This window comes from Phenylobacterium immobile (ATCC 35973) (assembly GCF_001375595.1).
GTDB lineage: Bacteria > Pseudomonadota > Alphaproteobacteria > Caulobacterales > Caulobacteraceae > Phenylobacterium > Phenylobacterium immobile.
The window spans coordinates 497,047-514,984 of sequence record NZ_CVJQ01000001.1 but is presented as its reverse complement, the minus strand read 5'-3'; the positions used below and the strand labels follow the sequence as shown (position 1 = coordinate 514,984).

Annotated in this window: 20 protein-coding genes; 8 read left to right on the top strand and 12 right to left on the bottom strand. The window is 68.1% G+C overall.

Annotated elements, in window-relative coordinates:
• Nucleotides 1-47 precede the first annotated feature (47 nt).
• Nucleotides 48-1,217 (top strand): homoserine O-acetyltransferase MetX, encoded by a 1,170-nt coding sequence (metX, locus tag BN1313_RS02545; protein ID WP_091742172.1) that lies wholly within the window; start codon nt 48-50, stop codon nt 1,215-1,217.
• Complete coding sequence (gene metW, locus BN1313_RS02540) at nt 1,214-1,918, top strand: methionine biosynthesis protein MetW (protein WP_091736147.1); 705 nt, start codon at nt 1,214-1,216, stop codon at nt 1,916-1,918. The genes metX and metW overlap by 4 nt, the downstream gene beginning before the upstream one ends.
• A 5-nt stretch (nt 1,919-1,923) precedes the next feature.
• Here the strand turns inward: metW and BN1313_RS02535 are convergent, their stop codons facing one another.
• Nucleotides 1,924-2,268 (bottom strand): P-II family nitrogen regulator, encoded by a 345-nt coding sequence (locus tag BN1313_RS02535; protein WP_091736145.1) that lies wholly within the window; start codon nt 2,266-2,268, stop codon nt 1,924-1,926.
• A gap of 51 nt (nt 2,269-2,319) precedes the next feature.
• Nucleotides 2,320-3,120 carry a class I SAM-dependent methyltransferase gene (locus tag BN1313_RS02530; RefSeq protein WP_091736142.1) on the bottom strand — a complete coding sequence of 267 codons (801 nt, stop codon included), beginning with the start codon at nt 3,118-3,120 and terminating at the stop codon, nt 2,320-2,322.
• A 74-nt stretch (nt 3,121-3,194) separates the two neighbouring features.
• Here BN1313_RS02530 and gloB point away from each other — a divergent pair, with 74 nt between their 5' ends.
• Nucleotides 3,195-3,956, top strand: a complete 762-nt coding sequence (gene gloB / locus BN1313_RS02525; protein ID WP_091736138.1) for a hydroxyacylglutathione hydrolase — start codon at nt 3,195-3,197, stop codon at nt 3,954-3,956.
• Nucleotides 3,957-3,963: 7 nt separating this feature from the next.
• Here gloB and BN1313_RS02520 read toward each other — a convergent pair whose 3' ends face one another.
• The 3 genes from BN1313_RS02520 to BN1313_RS02510 form a co-directional block, all read right to left on the bottom strand.
• The gene (locus tag BN1313_RS02520) at nt 3,964-4,737 is read right to left on the bottom strand and encodes a DUF4908 domain-containing protein (protein ID WP_091736135.1); all 774 of its coding nucleotides are present in this window, start codon (nt 4,735-4,737) and stop codon (nt 3,964-3,966) included.
• 65 nt (nt 4,738-4,802) lie between these two features.
• Nucleotides 4,803-5,525 (bottom strand): acetoacetyl-CoA reductase, encoded by a 723-nt coding sequence (phbB, locus tag BN1313_RS02515; protein WP_091736132.1) that lies wholly within the window; start codon nt 5,523-5,525, stop codon nt 4,803-4,805.
• A 130-nt stretch (nt 5,526-5,655) separates the two neighbouring features.
• Nucleotides 5,656-6,849 carry an acetyl-CoA C-acetyltransferase gene (locus BN1313_RS02510; protein ID WP_091736129.1) on the bottom strand — a complete coding sequence of 398 codons (1,194 nt, stop codon included), beginning with the start codon at nt 6,847-6,849 and terminating at the stop codon, nt 5,656-5,658.
• Nucleotides 6,850-7,022: 173 nt separating this feature from the next.
• Between BN1313_RS02510 and phaR the strand changes: the two genes are divergently transcribed.
• A complete protein-coding gene (gene phaR, locus BN1313_RS02505; RefSeq protein ID WP_091742168.1) occupies nt 7,023-7,676 on the top strand; it encodes a polyhydroxyalkanoate synthesis repressor PhaR in 654 nt (217 codons plus the stop codon).
• Here the strand turns inward: phaR and BN1313_RS02500 are convergent.
• A complete protein-coding gene (locus BN1313_RS02500; protein WP_091736126.1) occupies nt 7,673-8,404 on the bottom strand; it encodes a glycosyltransferase family 2 protein in 732 nt (243 codons plus the stop codon). The genes phaR and BN1313_RS02500 overlap by 4 nt on opposite strands.
• A gap of 168 nt (nt 8,405-8,572) precedes the next feature.
• Between BN1313_RS02500 and BN1313_RS02495 the strand changes: the two genes are divergently transcribed.
• Together BN1313_RS02495 and BN1313_RS02490 are read left to right on the top strand one after the other, a co-directional pair.
• A complete protein-coding gene (locus BN1313_RS02495) occupies nt 8,573-10,228 on the top strand; it encodes an ArnT family glycosyltransferase (RefSeq protein ID WP_091736123.1) in 1,656 nt (551 codons plus the stop codon).
• Nucleotides 10,225-11,124: a hydroxymethylglutaryl-CoA lyase gene (locus BN1313_RS02490; protein WP_091736121.1), complete on the top strand. Its 900-nt coding sequence runs from the start codon at nt 10,225-10,227 to the stop codon at nt 11,122-11,124. The genes BN1313_RS02495 and BN1313_RS02490 overlap by 4 nt, the downstream gene beginning before the upstream one ends.
• On the opposite strand, the gene BN1313_RS02485 is transcribed toward BN1313_RS02490, so the two are convergent.
• Genes BN1313_RS02485 through BN1313_RS02465 form a run of 5 tightly spaced genes read right to left on the bottom strand, consistent with a single transcriptional unit; the run spans nt 11,092 to nt 15,565 of the window.
• Nucleotides 11,092-11,883, bottom strand: a complete 792-nt coding sequence (locus tag BN1313_RS02485) for a class I SAM-dependent methyltransferase (RefSeq protein WP_091736118.1) — start codon at nt 11,881-11,883, stop codon at nt 11,092-11,094. The two genes, BN1313_RS02490 and BN1313_RS02485, sit on opposite strands and share 33 nt — an antisense overlap.
• Nucleotides 11,883-12,818: a glycosyltransferase family 2 protein gene (locus BN1313_RS02480; protein ID WP_091736115.1), complete on the bottom strand. Its 936-nt coding sequence runs from the start codon at nt 12,816-12,818 to the stop codon at nt 11,883-11,885. Before BN1313_RS02480 ends, BN1313_RS02485 begins: the two co-directional genes overlap by 1 nt.
• Nucleotides 12,815-14,785: a threonine--tRNA ligase gene (gene thrS, locus BN1313_RS02475; protein ID WP_091736112.1), complete on the bottom strand. Its 1,971-nt coding sequence runs from the start codon at nt 14,783-14,785 to the stop codon at nt 12,815-12,817. Before thrS ends, BN1313_RS02480 begins: the two co-directional genes overlap by 4 nt.
• Nucleotides 14,782-15,048: a membrane protein insertion efficiency factor YidD gene (gene yidD, locus BN1313_RS02470; protein WP_091736109.1), complete on the bottom strand. Its 267-nt coding sequence runs from the start codon at nt 15,046-15,048 to the stop codon at nt 14,782-14,784. Before yidD ends, thrS begins: the two co-directional genes overlap by 4 nt.
• A 55-nt stretch (nt 15,049-15,103) precedes the next feature.
• Nucleotides 15,104-15,565, bottom strand: a complete 462-nt coding sequence (locus BN1313_RS02465; protein WP_091736106.1) for an iron-sulfur cluster assembly scaffold protein — start codon at nt 15,563-15,565, stop codon at nt 15,104-15,106.
• Between the two features lie 134 nt (nt 15,566-15,699).
• Between BN1313_RS02465 and BN1313_RS02460 the strand changes: the two genes are divergently transcribed.
• Nucleotides 15,700-15,963: a DksA/TraR family C4-type zinc finger protein gene (locus BN1313_RS02460; RefSeq protein ID WP_091736103.1), complete on the top strand. Its 264-nt coding sequence runs from the start codon at nt 15,700-15,702 to the stop codon at nt 15,961-15,963.
• A gap of 67 nt (nt 15,964-16,030) precedes the next feature.
• Nucleotides 16,031-16,576 carry a hemerythrin domain-containing protein gene (locus BN1313_RS02455; RefSeq protein ID WP_091736100.1) on the top strand — a complete coding sequence of 182 codons (546 nt, stop codon included), beginning with the start codon at nt 16,031-16,033 and terminating at the stop codon, nt 16,574-16,576.
• Between the two features lie 5 nt (nt 16,577-16,581).
• On the opposite strand, the gene BN1313_RS02450 is transcribed toward BN1313_RS02455, so the two are convergent.
• Complete coding sequence (locus tag BN1313_RS02450; protein ID WP_091736097.1) at nt 16,582-17,919, bottom strand: aromatic ring-hydroxylating oxygenase subunit alpha; 1,338 nt, start codon at nt 17,917-17,919, stop codon at nt 16,582-16,584.
• Nucleotides 17,920-17,938 lie beyond the last annotated feature (19 nt).

Genomic DNA, 17,938 nt, shown 5'->3' with positions numbered 1-17,938 from the left:
CCTTGCGAAACCATTGACAGGGAATGGGCTTGGCGGTCCAAGGCGGCATGGTCGCGACCTCCGCTGCAATCGCCACGCCCGCTCTCGGCGGCGGGACGATGCGTTTCCCAGATTCCGAGGGTCTGAAGCTGGACTCCGGGGCGGTGCTTGCGCCGCTGGAGATCGCCTACCAGACCTATGGAACGCTGAACGAAGACCGCTCAAACGCCGTCCTCGTCTGCCACGCCCTGACCGGCGACCAGCACCTGGCCTCGACCCACCCGATCACCGGCAAGCCCGGATGGTGGACCCGCGTGGTCGGCGAAGGCCTGCCGCTCGACCCTGCCCGCTATTTCATCATCTGCGCCAATGTCATCGGCGGCTGCATGGGCTCGTCAGGGCCAGCTTCCATCAACGCCGCCACCGGCGAGGTCTATGGCCTGGCCTTCCCGGTGATCACCATCGCCGACATGGTCCGCGCCCAGGCCCGGCTGATCGAGGCCCTCGGCATCGACACGCTGTTCGCCGTGATCGGCGGGTCCATGGGCGGCATGCAGGTGCTGCAGTGGGCGGCGGACTATCCTGAGAAGCTGTTCAGCGCGGTGTGCATCGCCGCGGCGGCGCGGCATTCCGCGCAGAACATCGCCTTCCATGAGGTCGGCCGCCAGGCGATCATGGCTGATCCAGACTGGCGCGCGGGCGCCTATGTCCGCGAGGGGGTACGGCCGGAGAAGGGTCTGGCCGTCGCCCGCATGGCCGCCCACATCACCTATCTGTCGGAGCCCGCGCTGCAGCGGAAGTTCGGCCGCGAACTGCAGCGCGACGGCCTGTCGTGGGGCTTCGACGCCGACTTTCAGGTGGAGAGCTACCTGCGCCACCAGGGCGCGAGCTTCGTCGATCGTTTCGACGCCAACTCGTATCTCTATATCACCCGCGCGCTGGACTATTTCGACCTTGCGGGCGGCCATGGCGGCGTGTTGGCGCAAGCCTTCCTGAAGGCCCGCCACGTACGCTTCTGCGTGCTCTCCTTTTCCTCGGACTGGCTCTATTCCACCGCCGAGAGCCGCGACATCGTACGGGCGCTGAACGCCGCCGGCTGCCGCGCCAGCTTCGTCGAAATCGAGACCGACAAGGGCCACGACGCCTTCTTCCTCGATGAGCCGCAGTTGGACCGGACCTTGCGCGGATTCCTGGCCTCGACCGCCCAGGCGCGTGGGTTGTCTGGGGGTCTGGCATGAGCGGAATCCGCGAGGACTTCCAGGAGATCCTGCGCCTGGTGCGGCCGGGCGCGCGCGTTCTCGATGTCGGCTGCGGCGAGGGCGAACTTCTCGAGCTGCTCAGCCAGGAAAAGAACGTCGACGGCCAGGGCCTGGAAATCAGCCCCTCCGGCGTCTCGGCCTGCCTGGCCCGCGGCCTGGCGGTGGTCCAGGGCGACGGCGACCGCGATCTGGACCACTTCCCGACCCGGGCTTTCGACTACGCAATCTTGTCCAAGACCCTGCAGCAGATGCGCGAGCCCAAGCACGTCCTGTCAGAACTGTTGCGGATAGCCGACCAGGCGGTGGTCTCAGTGCCGAACTTCGGCCATTGGCGAATGCGCTGGTCGCTGCTGTCGACCGGCCGCATGCCGGAGACCCGGGCCTTGCCCGACCCGTGGTGGTCGACGCCGAACATCCACCTGTGCACCCTGCGCGACTTCATCATGTTGGCTCGCGATCTCGACCTCAGGGTGGACGCCTGCGCAGCGCTTACCGCAGGAAAGCCGGCGCGGGCGATCAATCCGGAGAAGGCCTGGGAGAACTGGCGTTGCGAGTCAGCGCTCTTCCTGCTCAGCCGCCGCGCGGAGCCGCAGATCGCAAGCGCGCCGGCGGCGAGAGGCTCTGCGCCGGCGGCGACGGACCTCTTCGGCGAGACCCCGGCGGCCCCTCGCAGGCGATAACGCCCCTAGTTGGCGATCGCCTCGGCGTCACGTTCGCCCGTGCGGATGCGCAGGGCCTGTTCGAGGTCCAGGACAAACACCTTGCCGTCGCCGATCTTGCCCGTGTTGGCCGAGCGCTGGACGGCCTCGATCACCGTATCGGCGACGTCGGACGGCACCGCGATTTCCAGCTTCACCTTCGGCAGCAGTTTCACCTCGTACTCGGCGCCGCGGTAGACTTCAGTCTTGCCGCGCTGGCGGCCATAGCCGCGCACTTCGGTGACAGTCAGGCCGGACGCCCCGGCCTCGGTCACCGCGTCCAGGACCGCATCGAGGCGGCTGGGTTTAATGATCGCGATGATCATCTTCATCGGGCGGCTCCCAGATTTTTCATGGGTCCCTGGGAAATCAGGGACTTCGCCCTAGGCTAAGCCCTTCCCGGCCGCTCTCCAAGAGCATGGGCGACTTGGGCCATCGGTTGAGCCGACCCGCGACGCCGGCGCGATCGGCTGGGGCGACAGCAGGGGCGGGGCGATGCGCGCGCGGGCCCGGACCCCACGCGGCTTAACGGCGAAGGTCTGCTTGACCGCCTCCATCAGGACAAGGCCCGCGAACGCCGGCCACAGGCGCGAGCCAGCCTGCTCAAAGCTATCGGCCCAGCCCGCTAGCCAGCGGACCGGCGGGACGTAAAGCGCCCGGGTCCATCCTGAAGGCTCCAGGTCAGCCTCGCGCAGCAACTCCGCGAGCTGGTGGCGACTGTAGGGCCGGCCGTGACCGAAGGGCGTGCTCTCGGCGTCGGCCCAGGGGCCGTTGCGCGAGGCGACGACCGCAATGATCCGTCCGGACGGCGCGAGCACCCGCCAGACTTCTCTCAACAGGGCGGCGGCGTCCGGGCTCTCCTCCAGGGCATGGACCAGGAGGATTCGATCGAACAGGGCGTTGGGGAACGGCAGGCGGTCTTCATCGGTCAGGACGGAGAGGTTGCGCCCGCCGGCGCCGGACCAGATCTCGACCCCTTGCTGCCCAGGCATGGCCGCCACCGACCGGCGCGCCGTCAGCGCCTGGGTCTGGCTGATGAACGGCGTGGCGTAGCCCAGGGCCAGAACGTCCAGGCCGCGGACCTCGCCCCACGCCTCGTCCACCTTGCGGCCGACCATCGCTCGCGCCGCACGACCAAGCTCGCCCGCATAGAATTGCCGCAGTTCGAGAACATCGCGCCGCATGGCCCGGCTAAGCTCGACGCGTGGGTCGCGTGCGCCTACATGCGAGGCGACAAGTTTCAGTTCCGGAGGCGGCCATGTCCATCACTGTGCACCAGTTTCCCTGCCGAACCGACAATTATGGCTTCCTGGTCCGCGACGACACGACAGGGCTCGCCGCCTGCATCGACACCCCCGAGGTCGCCCCGATCATGCGCGAGCTTGAGTCCCTGGGGTGGCGCCTGGCCTATATCTTCAACACCCACTGGCATGGGGACCACACCGGCGGCAACGCCGAGATCCAGGCTGCGACCGGTTGCGAGATCATAGGGCCCGCGGAAGTTCGCAAGAACGCCCCCCTGGATCGCGAGGTCTCAGGCGGCGAGCGCATCATGCTCGGCGACACGCCCTTCGACGTCATGGCGGTGGGTGGCCACACACTGCAGCACGTCGCCTACAACCTGCCGAACGACCACGCAGCCTTCGTCGGCGACACCATGTTCGCCCTGGGTTGCGGACGGTTGACCGAGGGCGACGCGCCGCAGATGTGGACGAGCCTGCAACGCCTGGCCGCCCTGCCTGACGACACCCTGATCTATTGCGCCCACGAGTACACGGCCTCCAACGCCCGCTTCGCCCTGACGGTGGACGACGCCGAGGCCCTGAAGCAACGCGCCCTGGAAACCTTCGCCGCCCGTGAGCGCGGCGAGCCCACCGTGCCCAGTCGCCTGGGACTGGAGAAGGCCACCAATCCCTTCCTGCGCGCGCCCCTGTTGGCCGCCTCGGTCGGGGCGGCCGGCCTCAGCGACGTCGAAGCCTTCGCCGCCATGCGCAAGGCCAAGGACGTATTCGCGGGTTAGGCGCTCCCTAGCGCTTCTTCGCCGCCGCGACGATGCGGTTCGACGACGGTCGGCCGGCGAGGCCCTGGGCGGGGGCGACCGTGAGGATCATCGCCCCGCGGTCGAACTGAACCTGCGCCTTGCCGCCTTCGACCAGCCGAACCCGGCCGATCTGCGAAATGGCCTTGGTCTCGCCCTTGCGGGACATGCGGACGACGGCCTCGCTCGCCACCATGGCGGCGTCGGCGATCAGCGCAGCCGAGCCGGGGGTCGCCTCGGCGTCGAAGGGGATCAGCCGGCGCGCGGCGCGGCTGGCCCGGGCGCTGGCTTGGCCTAACCGCTCGAGCAGCATCTGCGGACCGGAACTGGCCAACCGAAGCGCCGCCCCCGGCCCGGCGAGGGCGGCGGCCGAACCGCCGGGCCGGTCGCTAGTGAAGACGGTGACGCCCCCGAGGCGCGTGGCGCGCAAAACCGGTTCGCCCAGGTCATTCTTGTAAATCACGTCACCGCGCGGCGCGGGGTAGGGCGAAAGCGCGAAAACTTCCGGACTGTTGTCGAACTTGAGCAGCGGCCGCGGCACGCTGCGATCGAGGATGAATCCGTCGCCGTCAGCGCTGACGTAACGAGCGACCGGCGGGCCCATGTTTTGGCGGCCATCGGCCGGCTTCGGGCCGAACAGGCCCTCCCGCAGACTTTCCGGCGCGGCCGCGGCGCGGCCTGGCAGACACAGTCCCGCCGCGCCCAGCACAGTCGCCGCGAGCGCGGCGACAACACGGGTGCTGGACGTGGCTTGGGCCGTCATGACTGTGCGGCTTCTAACCCGTGACTGGGGCGCTTTTGGGACGCGCAGCACCCCAAACCGGCCGATCAGGCCATGAACTGGCCGCCGTTCAGCGACAGTGTCGATCCGGTCACATAGCCGGCGCGCTCGCCCGCCAGGAAGGCCACCATGTCGGCGATCTCCTCGCCGGTGCCGAGGCGGCCGACCGGGATCTGGGCGATGATGCCCTTCAGAACCTGCTCGGGCACGGAGGCCACCATGTCGGTGTCGATATAGCCCGGGGCGATGCAGTTCACCGTTACGCCCTTGCGCGCGTTCTCCAGCGCCAGCGCCTTGGTGAAGCCGATCATCCCGGCCTTGGCGGCCGAATAGTTGGTCTGGCCGATCTGGCCTTTCTGGCCGTTGATCGACGAGATGTTGACGATCCGGCCCCACTCGCGCTCGCGCATGCCCTCGATGACCTGGCGCGTCATGTTGAACAGGGAGTCCATATTGACGCGGATCACGTCGCTCCACTGTTCAGAGGTCATGCGGTGGAAGACGCCGTCGCGGGTGATGCCGGCGTTGTTGACCAGCACGTCGATGGGACCGAGCGCCTCGGTGACCTTCTCCACCGCCTGCTGGCAGTCGGCGAAGCTGCCGACGTTGCCCTTGACCACAAGCACGCCAAGCTCTTCGGCGCAGGCCTGGGCGGCAGCGTCGTTGCCGGAGTAACCGGCCGCCACCTGCATTCCATCGGCCTTCAGCCGCTCGACAATGGCGCGTCCGATTCCGCGCGTGCCACCCGTGACAAAGGCAACTCTAGGCATTCCGTCTCCCTGACTTTCTCGCCGATCTGAAGTGCGCCTCACGATCAGCCACCGGCTGCACCAAACTAAGGCGCCTCTGTGTCAGCAACACATCGGCCGTGTGGACGATGCGTTGCTGACTGCCGGCTTATTAGGCGTCGATGGTCTCGACGCACATGGCGATACCCATGCCGCCGCCGATGCAAGCCATGGCGATGCCACGGTTCGCCGAACTCCGGTGCAACTCAAACAGCAGAGTGCTGAGGATCCGGGCGCCCGAGGCGCCGATCGGGTGGCCGAGCGCGATGGCGCCGCCGTTGATGTTCAGCTTCGCTGGGTCGAGGTCGAGCTCGCGCTGCACGGCGATCGCCTGAGCGGCGAAGGCCTCGTTGGACTCGATGAGATCGACGTCGGCCCAGGTCCAGCCCGCCAGGTCCAGCGCCTTCTGCGCCGCCGGGATCGGCCCCAGACCCATATAGGCCGGATCGACGCCGGCTTGGGCCCACGACAGGATGCGGCCGATGCCCGCCAGACGGCGGACCTTGGCGAGGTCCTCCTTCATGATGACCATGGCCGCGGCGCCGTCATTCAAGCCCGACGCATTGCCGGCAGTGACCGTGCCGTCCTTCGAGAAGGCCGGGCGCAGCTTGGCGAGCTGCTCATAGGTGGCGCCATGGCGGATATATTCGTCATGCTCGACGATCGTGTCGCCCTTGCGGCCCTTCACCGTGACGGGAACGATCTCGGCCTTGAAGAACCCCTGCTTCTGCGACTCCTCAGCCTTGTTTTGCGAGGCGACCGAGAACTTGTCCTGGTCTTCACGGGTGATGCCGTAACGCGCAGCAATGTTCTCGGCGGTCTGGCCCATGTGGTAGCCGTTGAAGGCGTCCCACAGGCCGTCCTTGATCATGGTGTCGACCATGGCCAGGTCACCCATCTTCTGACCGGAGCGCAGGTAGGCCGCATGCGGCGCCTGGCTCATGCTTTCCATGCCGCCGGCCACCAGGAAGTGGGCGCTGCCGTCGCGGACCTGCTGGGCGGCGAGCGCGATCGCGCGCATGCCCGACCCGCACAGCTGGTTGATCGTCATGGCGGTGGCCTCGACCGGAACGCCTGCGGCCATCGCCGCCTGGCGCGCCGGGTTCTGGCCCGTGGCCGCTGTCAGCACCTGGCCCATGATCACTTCATCGACTTCGATCGGGTTCACCTCGGCGCGGTGCAGCGCCTCGGCGATGGCGATCGCGCCCAGTTCATGCGCCGACAGGCTCGCAAGGGCGCCGTTAAAGGCGCCGATCGGCGTGCGGGCGGTCGAAGCGATGACGACGCTGTCTCTGGGATTAAGCATTGCGGGTTCCTGGATTGGGAAATCTTGTGCGACGCATCTGGATGAAGAACGCCTGTTCGAGCAAGGCGCAATCGCCGCAAACTGCGCCGCTGATTGCCATTCGGCCGGCAAAGGCGATAGTGCGAAGGTTGGATGGATCTGGCGGCCAAACGCCGGACCGAAAAGGGCTGAAGATGGTCGAGACCCCCAAGACGGCGTCTGGCGACGCCGGCGCCACTAAGCCGTCCGAGCGGGTCGTCATCAAGAAGTACGCCAATCGCCGGCTCTACAACACCGCCTCGTCCAGCTACGTGACCCTGGATCACCTGGCGGACATGGTGAAGAGCGGCGTCGATTTCGTCGTCTATGACGCCAAGACCAGCGAGGACATCACCCGCACGGTCCTGACCCAGATTATCTTCGAAGAAGAAAGCCAGGGCCAAAGCCTCTTGCCGATCCAGTTCCTGCGACAGCTGATCGGCTTCTACGGCAATTCGATGCAGGGCCTGGTGCCCAGCTACCTTGAGCTTTCGCTGTCGAGCTTCGCCGCCCAGCAGGAACGGATGCGCGACCAGATCGCCTCGATCAGCAAGACCGGCATCGGCGCCGGCCTCGCTCCAGGAATCGGCGTCTACGACGAACAGATCCGCCAGAACATCGCCCTGTTCGACCAGGCGATGAAGATGTTCACGCCCTTCGCCTACACCGGCGCCAAGGCCGAAGGCGAGGCTGCTCCCGCCGCGCCGGCCCCGGCGCAGCCCACGCCAGCCGATGACGGTCTGGCGGACTTGCGCAAGCGGATGGAGGAGATGCAGGCGCAGATCGAGAAGCTGGCCTCGAAGGGCTAGCTCTCCTCGACCTTCCCTGGCTGGCGCAGGCGGCCCTGAAGCCACATCACCCCGGCGAGGTCCGACACCGACGCCCAGAGCCGGCCCAGGTTTGTGTATTTCGACCGCCCGCTCATCCGGTGGCGATGGTTCACCGGCTGGAACGCCGTCTGATAGCCTTCTCGCAGCATCAAGGCCGGCAGGTAGCGATGGATGTGATCGAAATAGGGAAGCCGCAGGAAGGCCTCGCGGCGGAACGCCTTCAACCCGCAGCCCGTGTCGCGGGCGGTGTCGCGCAGCATCCGCCGCCGTACGCCATTGCCCAGCCGTGACGCCCACTTCTTCGCCGCCGAATCCTGGCGCTTGACCCGTTCGCCGCCGACCAGAGCGAGGTCTGCAGGCCCGTTCAGCAGGGCGTCGACGAGGCCAGGGCCATCGGCGGGATCGTTCTGTCCATCGCCGTCGAGGGTGACGATGATCGCGCCGCGGGCGGCCAGCACGCCGGTGCGCACCGCCCGGCTCTGCCCGGCGTTGGCCGCATGGGAGAGGACGCGCAGCGTCGGGATATCGGCCTTCACGGCCTGTAGCGCCGCGCGGGTGCCGTCACGGCTGGCGTCGTCGACAAAGATGATCTCGACGGCGCGGCCGGCGAAGGCCGTGGCGATCTCGCGCGCCAGGTCGGGTGCGGCGCCTTCCTCGTCGAAGACGGGGACGACCACGGAAATCTGAGGCGCTGTGGGTTCAGCCATGGCCCTCCATAGAGCGTGACAGCTTCAAGTGGAATCCGGTTGGAGCGCCCGTCACGCTCTAAACCATAGAAGATAGACCCGTTTTATCCGGATCAGGCGAGCCCGCCCGATCCGGAAAGGGTCTCGGCGAAAAGCTGGCGCGGGAAAGGATCGTGCTATGACGCCCTCATGAGCCTGGAAGGTCTTATTGCGCGCTTCGCCGGCGGATGGCGGGGCCCGGCGATCGCCGCGCTGATCGCCTTCATCGCCGGCGCGCCCGGGGTCTTCGCCGCGCCGCCGCTGGATCGCGACGAGTCGCGGTTCGCCCAGGCCACGGCCCAGATGCTTGAGACCGGCGATTTCGTCGTCATCCGCTACCAGGACCAGCCGCGATTCAAGAAGCCGGTCGGGATCCACTGGCTGCAGGCGGCCAGCGTCGAGGCCCTCTCGAGCCCTGAGGCCCGCGCCATCTGGGCTTACCGCATCCCTTCGTTGCTAGGCGCCATGCTGGCGGCGGCGGCCTGCGCCTGGGGGGCGGCGGCCTTCTTCGGCGGACCCACCGGCCTGGTCGCGGGCGGGCTTCTAGGGTCCAGCCTGCTGCTCTCCACCGAGGCCCTGATCGCCAAGACCGATGCCGCGCTCTGCGGCTTCACGACGCTGGCCATGGCGGCGCTGGCCCGGTTCTACGCCGCGGGCCGGGAGGCCCAACCGGGACGCTGGACCTGGTTCGCCTTCTGGTTCGGCCTCGCGGCGGCGACCCTGATCAAGGGGCCAGTCGGGCCGCTGGTCGTGGGCCTGGCCTTCGCGACCCTGGCGATCTGCGACCGCCGGCTTGGCTGGGCCGCGGCCCTGCGGCCCTACTGGGGGCTATTGCTCGTGGCCGCCGTCGTCGGCCCCTGGGCGTTCGCCGTCACCGTCGCCACGGACGGAGCTTTCTGGAGCGCGGCGATCGTTGGCGATCTCGCGCCAAAACTGGCCGGCGGCCAGGAGACCCATGGCGCGCCGCCTGGATACCACACGCTGCTGGCGCCTCTGCTGACCTTCCCGATGACCCTGCTGCTGCCCGCCGCAGCGGTCGGCGCCTGGCGCGGGCGTGCGGAGCCTGGGGTGCGGTTCGCCCTGTGCTGGCTGGTCCCCGGCTTCCTGGTCTTTGAACTCACCCCGACCAAGCTCGTGCACTATCCCCTACCGGTCTACGGCGCCGTGGCCTGGCTGGCGGCGGCGGCGCTGTTCGCGCCGATCGGGCGCGTCGCCCGGAGGGGCGGCGCCGTCCTCGCGGGCCTGGTCGGCGTGGCCCTTGCGGCGGCCGTCGCCAGCCTGGCGACGACCTACGGCGATCCGACCGACGCGCCAGCCGCGATCATCGCCGCAGGCCTGCTGGCGGCGGCGGGGCTTGTCGGCGCCTATATGTTGTGGCGCGGCGCGGCGCTTGGGGCGACGACCTGGGCGACGGGGCTTACGGTCCTGGGCCATGCGGTCCTGATCGCCGGCTTGGCGCCGCGGCTGGAACCGCTGTGGCTGTCGCAGCGGACGGAGGCGGTGATGGCCCGCGCGAAACTTCTTCCCCGACAAGGCCTGGCCGATGCGCCGGTCGCCGTCGCCGGCTACGCCGAACCCAGTCTGGTCTTCGCGCTTGGCTCCGACACCCAGCTCGACGACGCCGACGAGGCGGCCGCGGCGATCGCCGACCGGCGGCCGGCTGTGGTCGAGGCAAGGCAGGCGGCGGCGTTCAAGGCCGCCCTGGCCAGGCGCGGCGTCACGGCCGTCGAGGTCGGCCGGGTGGCGGGGGTCGACTACTCCAACGGCGACGACATGCGCCTGTCGATCTATCGGGCCGCGCCATGAGCAAGGTGGAGATCGTCGAGGTGGGCCCCCGCGACGGCCTGCAGAACGAGGCGGTGGCGCTGAGCGTCGAACAGCGGCTGGAGCTGATCGCCCGACTTGAGGCGGCAGGCGCCCAACGGATCGAGACCGTCTCATTCGTCAATCCCAAGCGCGTGCCGCAGATGGCCGGCGCCGAGGAGATCAGCGCCGCCCTGCCGCATGCGGACGGCCGCTCGCGCATCGGCCTGGTCCTGAACGTGCGCGGCTGGGAACGCTGCGTGGCGGCCGGCTGCGACGAAGCCAATGTGGTGATCTGCGCCACCGACGGCTTTGGCCGGGCGAACCAGGGGACGGGCGTCGAGGCGCAGATGGACGCCCTGGCCGAGATCGTCGCCCTGAAGGCCGCCAACGGCGGGCCGCCGATCAGCGTGACCATATCGGTGGCCTTCGGCTGCCCCTTTGACGGCGAAGTCTCGGACGAACAGGTGGCGCGGATCGTGCGCGCGGCGGCCGGTCTGAAGGTCGCCGAGATCGCGCTCGCCGACACTATCGGCGTGGCCGATCCGTGGGTCGTCCGCAGGCGGACGGAACAGGCGAAAACCCTGGCGCCGGACGCCAGGCTGCGGATGCATTTCCACGATACCCGCAACACCGGCCTGGCCAACGCCGCCGCCAGCCTGGAGGCCGGCGCCGACGTTCTAGACGCCAGTGTCGGCGGCCTGGGCGGCTGTCCGTTTGCTCCGGCGGCGACCGGCAATATCGGGACTGAAGACCTGGTCTATATGCTCGAGCGCGGCGGGTTCGAGACCGGCTTCGACCTTAGCGCCCTCATTCAGACCGGCCGGTGGGCGGCCGGCTTGCTGGGGAAGGCCGCCCCGGCCTCTTCAGTCGGCCGGGCTGGCGGCTTCCCGGCGTAGCACGGCGACCGCCTGGCCTTGGGCGGAGGCGTCCGAGCCCACCACCGCCTCCAGCCGCCAGTGCGCGCCGGCGCGCTGGGCGAATCCGGCGTCGGTGAAATAGGCGGACAGCAGATTGCCGCCCTCGGCGCCCTCACGGCGGACGCCGAAGCCGGCTTCGGCCAGGCCCTTTACGGCGCCGGCCGTGGGCAGTCGGTCATCCAGAAAGGTCAGGAGCGCCAGACCGCCGGGCGCCGTGACCCGGGCCAGCTCGGCGAACCAGGCCCGCGCGTTGGCCTCGTGCATGTGGGTGAAGACCGAAAGCGCATAGACCAGATCGAAGGCCGCGTCGGCGTAGGGCAGGGGCGGGGCGAGTTCGGTCAGCCGGAAGTCGCCCGCGAGGTTGGCCTGGCACCAGGCGATGAGCTTGGGATTGATGTCGCAACCCGTGAACCGGGCCTGGGTCCCATCAATCACCCAGCGGGCGACGCGGCCTGACCCACAGCCGAACTCCAACACGCGGGTCTCGGGGCCGATCGGCGCGGTGTGGGCTTTCGCCAGAGCCATGAACTCAGCTGCGGCGGCGCGGCCCTGCTGGACGAAGACCTCGGCGTCGGCGCTACCGGCGGTCAGCACGCGCAGATAGGCCGGCGGCAGTTTCGGATCGACGGAGGCGGACCTGGCGCCGACGGCCTGGAGGCGCTGATAGAGCCTGAAAGCGGGTTCGCCGAGCCCCACCCGATCCAGCAGGTCGGCCGCCTGACGCAACAAGCCGGGCATCAGGCGCGGTGGTAGCCGAGCAGCGGGCGAGCCACCGCGGCCCCGATCACCAGGGGGGTGAGGAGCAGGGCTGCGAGCTTCTGCGGCGCGGTGCGGGCGCGCTTGCGGAAGAAGCGCACCAGGCCGCGGCCCTTGTGGAACTCCACCCGCAGGGGGCTGGTCTGACTGGTATGGCCCAGGTGGACCACCTCGGCCTTGGGATGGAACAGCACCTCGCCGCCGGCCTGCCTCACACGCCAGCACAGGTCGACGTCCTCGACGTGGAGGAAGTAGCCCTCGTCGAAGCCTTGCACGGCGTCGAAGTCGGCGCGGCGCATGCAGAAGCAGGCGCCGGAGATGGTCGGCACCGCGGTGACGTCCGCCGGCGCGGCCTCGGCCTCCCAATGGATATCGAAGCGCGACAGGCCGGGCGCAAAGCGCGACAGGCGCCCCAACGAGACGATCGCCGTCATCGGCGTGATGTCGCCACGGCGCGCGCCGCGCTGTTCGGTGCGGTCGGCGTTCAGCACCCGGCCGCCGACGATGGACGGCACGGGTCGGTGCGCGATCTCGTTGGCCAGCATCGCCAGGCAGCCCGGCTGCAGGAAGGCGTCAGGATTAAGAAAGACGAAGGTGTCGCTGGTCGCGGCCCTCGCGCCCAGGTTGGCGCCGCGCGCAAAGCCCACATTGCCGTGGCCGGTGATGAGCTTCACCCGCGGCTCACGCGCGGCGAGCTCGGCCAGCCGACTGACGTCGGCCGGCTTGGAGCCGTTGTCGACGATGATGAATTCGTCGACCAAGGGGTCGGCCAAAACGCAGCTAAGGCTCTGCTTCAGCGCCTCGCCGGTCATATAGACGACCATGATCACCGAGACGCCGGCCCTCGACCTCGGCCGCACGTCAAAGCTTGACGATGCGGATTCGATGGCGAGGATCGGCGTGCTGACGTCGTTCATCCAGCTTCCTTGGCTGCGCCCATCCCCAGACTCGCCTCTTCGGTCACTGGGGCAAGATCAGGCGGCAGGGCCTGCGTGGCAAGCAACTTCACCGCCGCGCCGAGGTCGAGGACCTCCTGGCCGTCCGAACCAAAACGGCGCAGCGCCACCTGGCCCAGCTCGGCCTCCCGTCGACCGACCACGGCGATGACGGGAACCTTGGCGAGGCTGTGTTCACGGACCTTGTAGTTGATCTTCTCGTTGCGCAGATCCGTCTCAACGCGAAGGCCCGCGCTGCGTAGTTGCTGGGCGACCTGCGTCGCATAGCCGTCGGCGTCCGAGGTGATCGTCGCCACGACCACCTGCGTCGGCGCGAGCCACATCGGGAAGGCGCCGGCGAAGTTCTCGATCATGATGCCGATAAATCGCTCAAAGGATCCCAGGATCGCCCGGTGCAACATGACCGGCCGCTGGCGCGAACCGTCCTCGGCGACATATTCGGCGTCAAGGCGCTCGGGCAGCACGTAGTCGAGCTGGATCGTGCCGCACGTCCATTCGCGGCCGATCGCATCCTTGACGATGAAGTCGAGCTTGGGCGCGTAAAAGGCGCCGTCGCCTGCGGCGATGATCGGCTCAACGCCGGCGGCGCGAGCCGCCTGCAGCAGCATGTCCTCGGCCTTGTCCCAGAATTCATCGGAACCGGCCCGCACCTCCGGCCGCGTGGCCAGATTGATGTAGGCCGTCGTCATGCCGAGGTCTGAGTGGACCAGCTGGGCCAGCTTCACGAAGCGGGCCGTCTCGTCGATGATCTGATCTTCACGGCAGAAGATGTGGGCGTCGTCCTGGGTGAAGCCGCGCACCCGCATCAGCCCGTGCAGCGAGCCGGACGGCTCATAGCGGTGGCAGGCGCCGAACTCCGCCATGCGCATCGGCAGTTCACGGTATGACCTGAGGCCCACTTTGAAGATCTGCACGTGGCCGGGGCAGTTCATCGGCTTTAGAGACAGCGTCTCGCCCTCGACCGTCTCGCAGACAAACATGTTGGGGCGGTACTTCTCCCAGTGGCCGGAGGCTTCCCAGAAGGCGCGGTCCAGCACCTGGGGCGTCTTTACCTCTTCATAGCCGCCGGCGTCGAGCCTGCGGCGCATATAGGCCTCCAGCGTGCGCCAGAGCTGCCAGCCCTTGGCGTGCCAGAAGACCATGCCGCGGCCTTCTTCCTGCATGTGGAAGAGGCCCATCTGCTTGCCGATGCGCCGGTGGTCGCGCTTCTCGGCTTCTTCCAGGCGCGTGATGTAGGCCTCGAGGTCGGCCTCATTGGCCCAGGCCGTGCCGTAGATGCGCTGCAGCTGGGCGTTGCGGTGGTCGCCGCGCCAATAGGCGCCGGCCAGCTTCGTCAGCTTGAAGGCCTTGCCGGCGTGCTTCGTCGATGGCAGGTGCGGCCCGCGGCACAGGTCCTTCCAGGCGCCCTGGCGGTAGACGCTGACCGCCTCGCCGGCGGGGATCGCCTCAATCAGTTCAGCCTTGTAGGCCTCGCCGATGGACAGGAAGTGGGCGACGGCCTCGTCGCGATCCCACTCCTCGCGGACGATCGGCTCGTCGCGGTCGACGATCTCCTTCATCCGCGCCTCAATGGCGGCCAGGTCGTCGAGGCTGAACGGCGTGTCGCGGGCGAAGTCGTAGTAGAAGCCGTCCTCGATGGCCGGGCCGATCGTCACCTGGGTGCCGGGAAACAGCTCCTGCACCGCCTCGGCCATGATGTGGCTGACGTCGTGGCGGATCGTCTCCAGCGCCTCGGGCGCGTCGCGCGTCAGGATCTCGAAACGGCCGCCGCTTTCCAGCGGACGGTCGAGGTCGAGCAGGGCGCCGTCCAGCTTGATCAGCACGGCGCGCTTCTCAAGGGATTTGGCGATGCCGGCGGCGACGGCGCGGCCCGTCACGCCGGGCTCAAACTGACGGACGGAGCCGTCGGGGAAAATCAGGTCGATCATGTCTCTTCACACGTCCTGGCCGCGCGCACCGTTGTGCGGGTCGGCGGGGGCGGCGGGTCATAACCCGATCCGCCCCAGGGATGACAACGGCAGAGTCTGCGGCCGGCGAGCCAGGCGCCCCGCCACGGACCCTGCCCGATCAGCACTTCCGCCGCATACTCCGAACAGGTCGGAAGGAAGCGGCATTGGCGTCCGATCAGCGGGGAAAGCGTCAGCTTGTAGACGCGAAGGGCGCCCCTGACGCAGGTTTCGTAAAGGCTCATGCCGGCTGCGGCCGCGGGTCAGATGAGATGCGATCGGCCCCCAAGCGGGGCCCGATCAAACCGCGCCGGCGGGACTAGTTCGCGCGCCTGAAGCCTCGACAGCCTGACGGACAGCCGCGGTCACAGCCTCGAACGCGAGCAGCGTCGAAGTGTGGCGGGCGGGATAGTCCTTCACCGGGGCGAGCATCGAGAGGTCCGAGAAACGTCCGTCGGGCGCAGGTCCGCCCGCCTTCAACATAGCACGGAACTGCTCGCGCGCCACGTCGAGCTCCTGCAGGCTGGCGCCGATGACGTTGGCGCCCAGCACCGCGGCCGAGGCCTGGCCGAGCGCGCAGGCCTTCACGTCCTGGGCGAAGTCGGCGACGCGGTCGCCGTCAACCGCCACATCGACGATGATCCGGCTGCCGCACAGCTTGGAGACCTTTTCCGCGCTGGCGTCGGGCGCAGCCAGCCGTCCGGCCCGCGGCATGTTGGCCGCGAGCTTGAGCAGCTTGGCCGAATAGAGGTCGTCGATCATCCTGTTGAATAGGTGGGTCTTTGGCCGGCCGGAGTCAAACCCTTGCGCGCCGCTGAGCCAGCGGGATGCGGTCCCGCTTGGATCGCCCCACGCGGCCCTATCTTTGCGCTTAGCGCACGAGCACGGGAGGCGACATGGCGACGGGTTGGGCCCACGAGGGCGCGGTTCTGGAGCAGATCGAGGACACCATCACCGATGGCGTGCTGACAGCGCGCGCCCGCCTGCCGACAGGCGAGGGCTCAGAGCACTGCGTCGAATGCGGCGAAGAGATTCCGGCGGCGCGCCGCCTGGCCCTGCCCGGCGCGCGCACCTGCGTCGGGTGTCAGTCCGGCCGCGACAGCCGGATCGTCCTGGTCGGCATCAACCGCCGAGGCAGCAAGGACAGCCAGCTGCGCTGACATCACCAGGCGACGGAACCCCTCTGCGCCGAGCGGCTTTGGGACAGTTCCTGACGGAGGCTTTCCCATGACGACCAGATCGACGTCGACGCTTGCACTCGCCGCCGCGACGGGACTTGCGCTCGGACTGCTTTTGCCACCCGCGCGCAAAGCCCTGATGCAGGCGCCCAGCCTCGCGGCGCAGGACTGGATCGCCGGCCTGACCGCCGAACATCGCATCGTTCAGCACGCCTTCCAGGCCCTGCTGCTGACTGACAGCGACGATGTGCGCAGGCGCAAGCTGCTGCTGGCCAAGATCGCCTACGCCCTGACCAAGCACGGCGTCGAGGAAGAGAACACGATCTATCCGGCGCTGTTCGCTGTGCAGCCGACCGAGGCCAAGCGGTTGTCGGACGACCATGTCGGCGTAAAGCGCGCCATCTACGCCCTTCGCCGGATGCCGGCGGACGACGCGGATTGGCTGCCGACGGCTGAGGCGTTCAGCCACGAGGTCGACCACCACATCCACGAGGAAGAAGACGAAATCTTCCCGCGCCTGCGCGACGCCTTGACGGCCGAGGAAAACAGAAAGCTGGCGGCCATGCTGAACTGGGAAGGGTTCAAAGCCGCCTAGTCGCGTCAGACCACGCCGTCCACAGGCGGCCGCGTCGCGTCGCGCTTCAGGTCGGCCCAACTGGCGGCGGACATCCAGTCGGCCCAGGCGCGATAGAGCCAGAGCTGGGCGTGTTCATTGATCGGCGTGTCGATGTAGGAGACGTCGCCGGCGCGTTTGATCTCGCCGTGGCCCAGGCCCATCTGGAAGTTCAGCGGATAGCGCCGGGCGATCGGGCCGCGCATGGCCCGCGTCGACTGGTCCCAATTCTCGCCGTCTTCCTGCTCGAGCATGCCGGCCGGGCCGAAGACGTGGTTGGCCGACTGGACGCGCTTGGCGCGGCCCTCGTCCGACAGGCTGGTGTCCATGAAGGTGAACCACCAGATCTCGGTCGAGAACGGTCCGCGGGGCAGGCGCAGGCACAGCTGGCCGCCGCTGATCCACAGATTTGGGAAGACGTTCGGATGGCCGCGGAATTCGATGGCCACCGGCCCCAAGGCTTCTGCGACGCCCGGGCGGTTGCGCCAGCTGTGGTCGTGCATCGAGGCTTCGATATTGGGGTCGGGCTGCATCAGGGCCAGTTGGTCCGGCCGCAGGCGGTGGCCGCCCAGGGCATGGCCGTAGTCGCCCAGGATCACCTTGTGGTTCATCGGATCCAGCGGCGCCACGACCTTCTTTTCATCGACGCGACTGAAGTTCGACATCATCGCCGAGGCGTGGCTGATGCCCACGTGGTAGTAGTCGAACAGGTTATCCACCGCCAGTTTCCAATTGCAGTGGATGAGGTTCTTCTGAACGCCCTCGACGATCATGATGTCGCCGCGTGTCGTCAGAATATCCATGCCCATCCGGCCGACCGGCCCGAGGAATTCTTCCAGGTCCGGGGCTTCCGGATCCATGGTGGCGAAGACGAAGCCCTTGTAGCTGGCGACCTTGCCGGCCTTCACCAGGCCCCATTGGCTCTTGTCGAGCTGCTCGTGGTAGAAATCCTTGTAGCCGGGGACGCCGATCAGCGATCCGTCCAGGCCGTAGGTCCAGCCGTGGTAGGTGCAGAGGAACGAGCGGGCGTTGCCCTGCTCAGCCCGGCAGACCGCGTTGCCGCGGTGCCGGCAGCTGTTCAGCAGGACCTGCAATTGGCCCTTCTTGTCCCGCGTGGCGATGACGCTCTCTTCGCCGATGAACGATAGGAAGAAGTCTCCCGGCTTCGGGATCTGGCTCTCGTGGCACATGAAATTCCACGACCGCGCGAAGATACGCTCCAGTTCCGTCTCGTAGATGGACTGATCGGAAAAGATGGTGCGGTCGACGACGCCGTTGTCGACGTCGACATAACCCTTGAAGTCGAAGTTATGGGCGACTTTCATGCGCAGCTTCCCCGCTGTC

Coding starts and splice junctions, on each gene's coding strand:
- metX (WP_091742172.1), top strand. CDS start 48: ATGGTCGCGACCTCCGCTGCAATCGCCACGCCCGCTCTCGGCGGCGGG.
- metW (WP_091736147.1), top strand. CDS start 1,214: ATGAGCGGAATCCGCGAGGACTTCCAGGAGATCCTGCGCCTGGTGCGG.
- BN1313_RS02535 (WP_091736145.1), bottom strand. CDS start 2,268: ATGAAGATGATCATCGCGATCATTAAACCCAGCCGCCTCGATGCGGTC.
- BN1313_RS02530 (WP_091736142.1), bottom strand. CDS start 3,120: ATGCGGCGCGATGTTCTCGAACTGCGGCAATTCTATGCGGGCGAGCTT.
- gloB (WP_091736138.1), top strand. CDS start 3,195: ATGTCCATCACTGTGCACCAGTTTCCCTGCCGAACCGACAATTATGGC.
- BN1313_RS02520 (WP_091736135.1), bottom strand. CDS start 4,737: ATGACGGCCCAAGCCACGTCCAGCACCCGTGTTGTCGCCGCGCTCGCG.
- phbB (WP_091736132.1), bottom strand. CDS start 5,525: ATGCCTAGAGTTGCCTTTGTCACGGGTGGCACGCGCGGAATCGGACGC.
- BN1313_RS02510 (WP_091736129.1), bottom strand. CDS start 6,849: ATGCTTAATCCCAGAGACAGCGTCGTCATCGCTTCGACCGCCCGCACG.
- phaR (WP_091742168.1), top strand. CDS start 7,023: ATGGTCGAGACCCCCAAGACGGCGTCTGGCGACGCCGGCGCCACTAAG.
- BN1313_RS02500 (WP_091736126.1), bottom strand. CDS start 8,404: ATGGCTGAACCCACAGCGCCTCAGATTTCCGTGGTCGTCCCCGTCTTC.
- BN1313_RS02495 (WP_091736123.1), top strand. CDS start 8,573: ATGAGCCTGGAAGGTCTTATTGCGCGCTTCGCCGGCGGATGGCGGGGC.
- BN1313_RS02490 (WP_091736121.1), top strand. CDS start 10,225: ATGAGCAAGGTGGAGATCGTCGAGGTGGGCCCCCGCGACGGCCTGCAG.
- BN1313_RS02485 (WP_091736118.1), bottom strand. CDS start 11,883: ATGCCCGGCTTGTTGCGTCAGGCGGCCGACCTGCTGGATCGGGTGGGG.
- BN1313_RS02480 (WP_091736115.1), bottom strand. CDS start 12,818: ATGAACGACGTCAGCACGCCGATCCTCGCCATCGAATCCGCATCGTCA.
- thrS (WP_091736112.1), bottom strand. CDS start 14,785: ATGATCGACCTGATTTTCCCCGACGGCTCCGTCCGTCAGTTTGAGCCC.
- yidD (WP_091736109.1), bottom strand. CDS start 15,048: ATGAGCCTTTACGAAACCTGCGTCAGGGGCGCCCTTCGCGTCTACAAG.
- BN1313_RS02465 (WP_091736106.1), bottom strand. CDS start 15,565: ATGATCGACGACCTCTATTCGGCCAAGCTGCTCAAGCTCGCGGCCAAC.
- BN1313_RS02460 (WP_091736103.1), top strand. CDS start 15,700: ATGGCGACGGGTTGGGCCCACGAGGGCGCGGTTCTGGAGCAGATCGAG.
- BN1313_RS02455 (WP_091736100.1), top strand. CDS start 16,031: ATGACGACCAGATCGACGTCGACGCTTGCACTCGCCGCCGCGACGGGA.
- BN1313_RS02450 (WP_091736097.1), bottom strand. CDS start 17,919: ATGAAAGTCGCCCATAACTTCGACTTCAAGGGTTATGTCGACGTCGAC.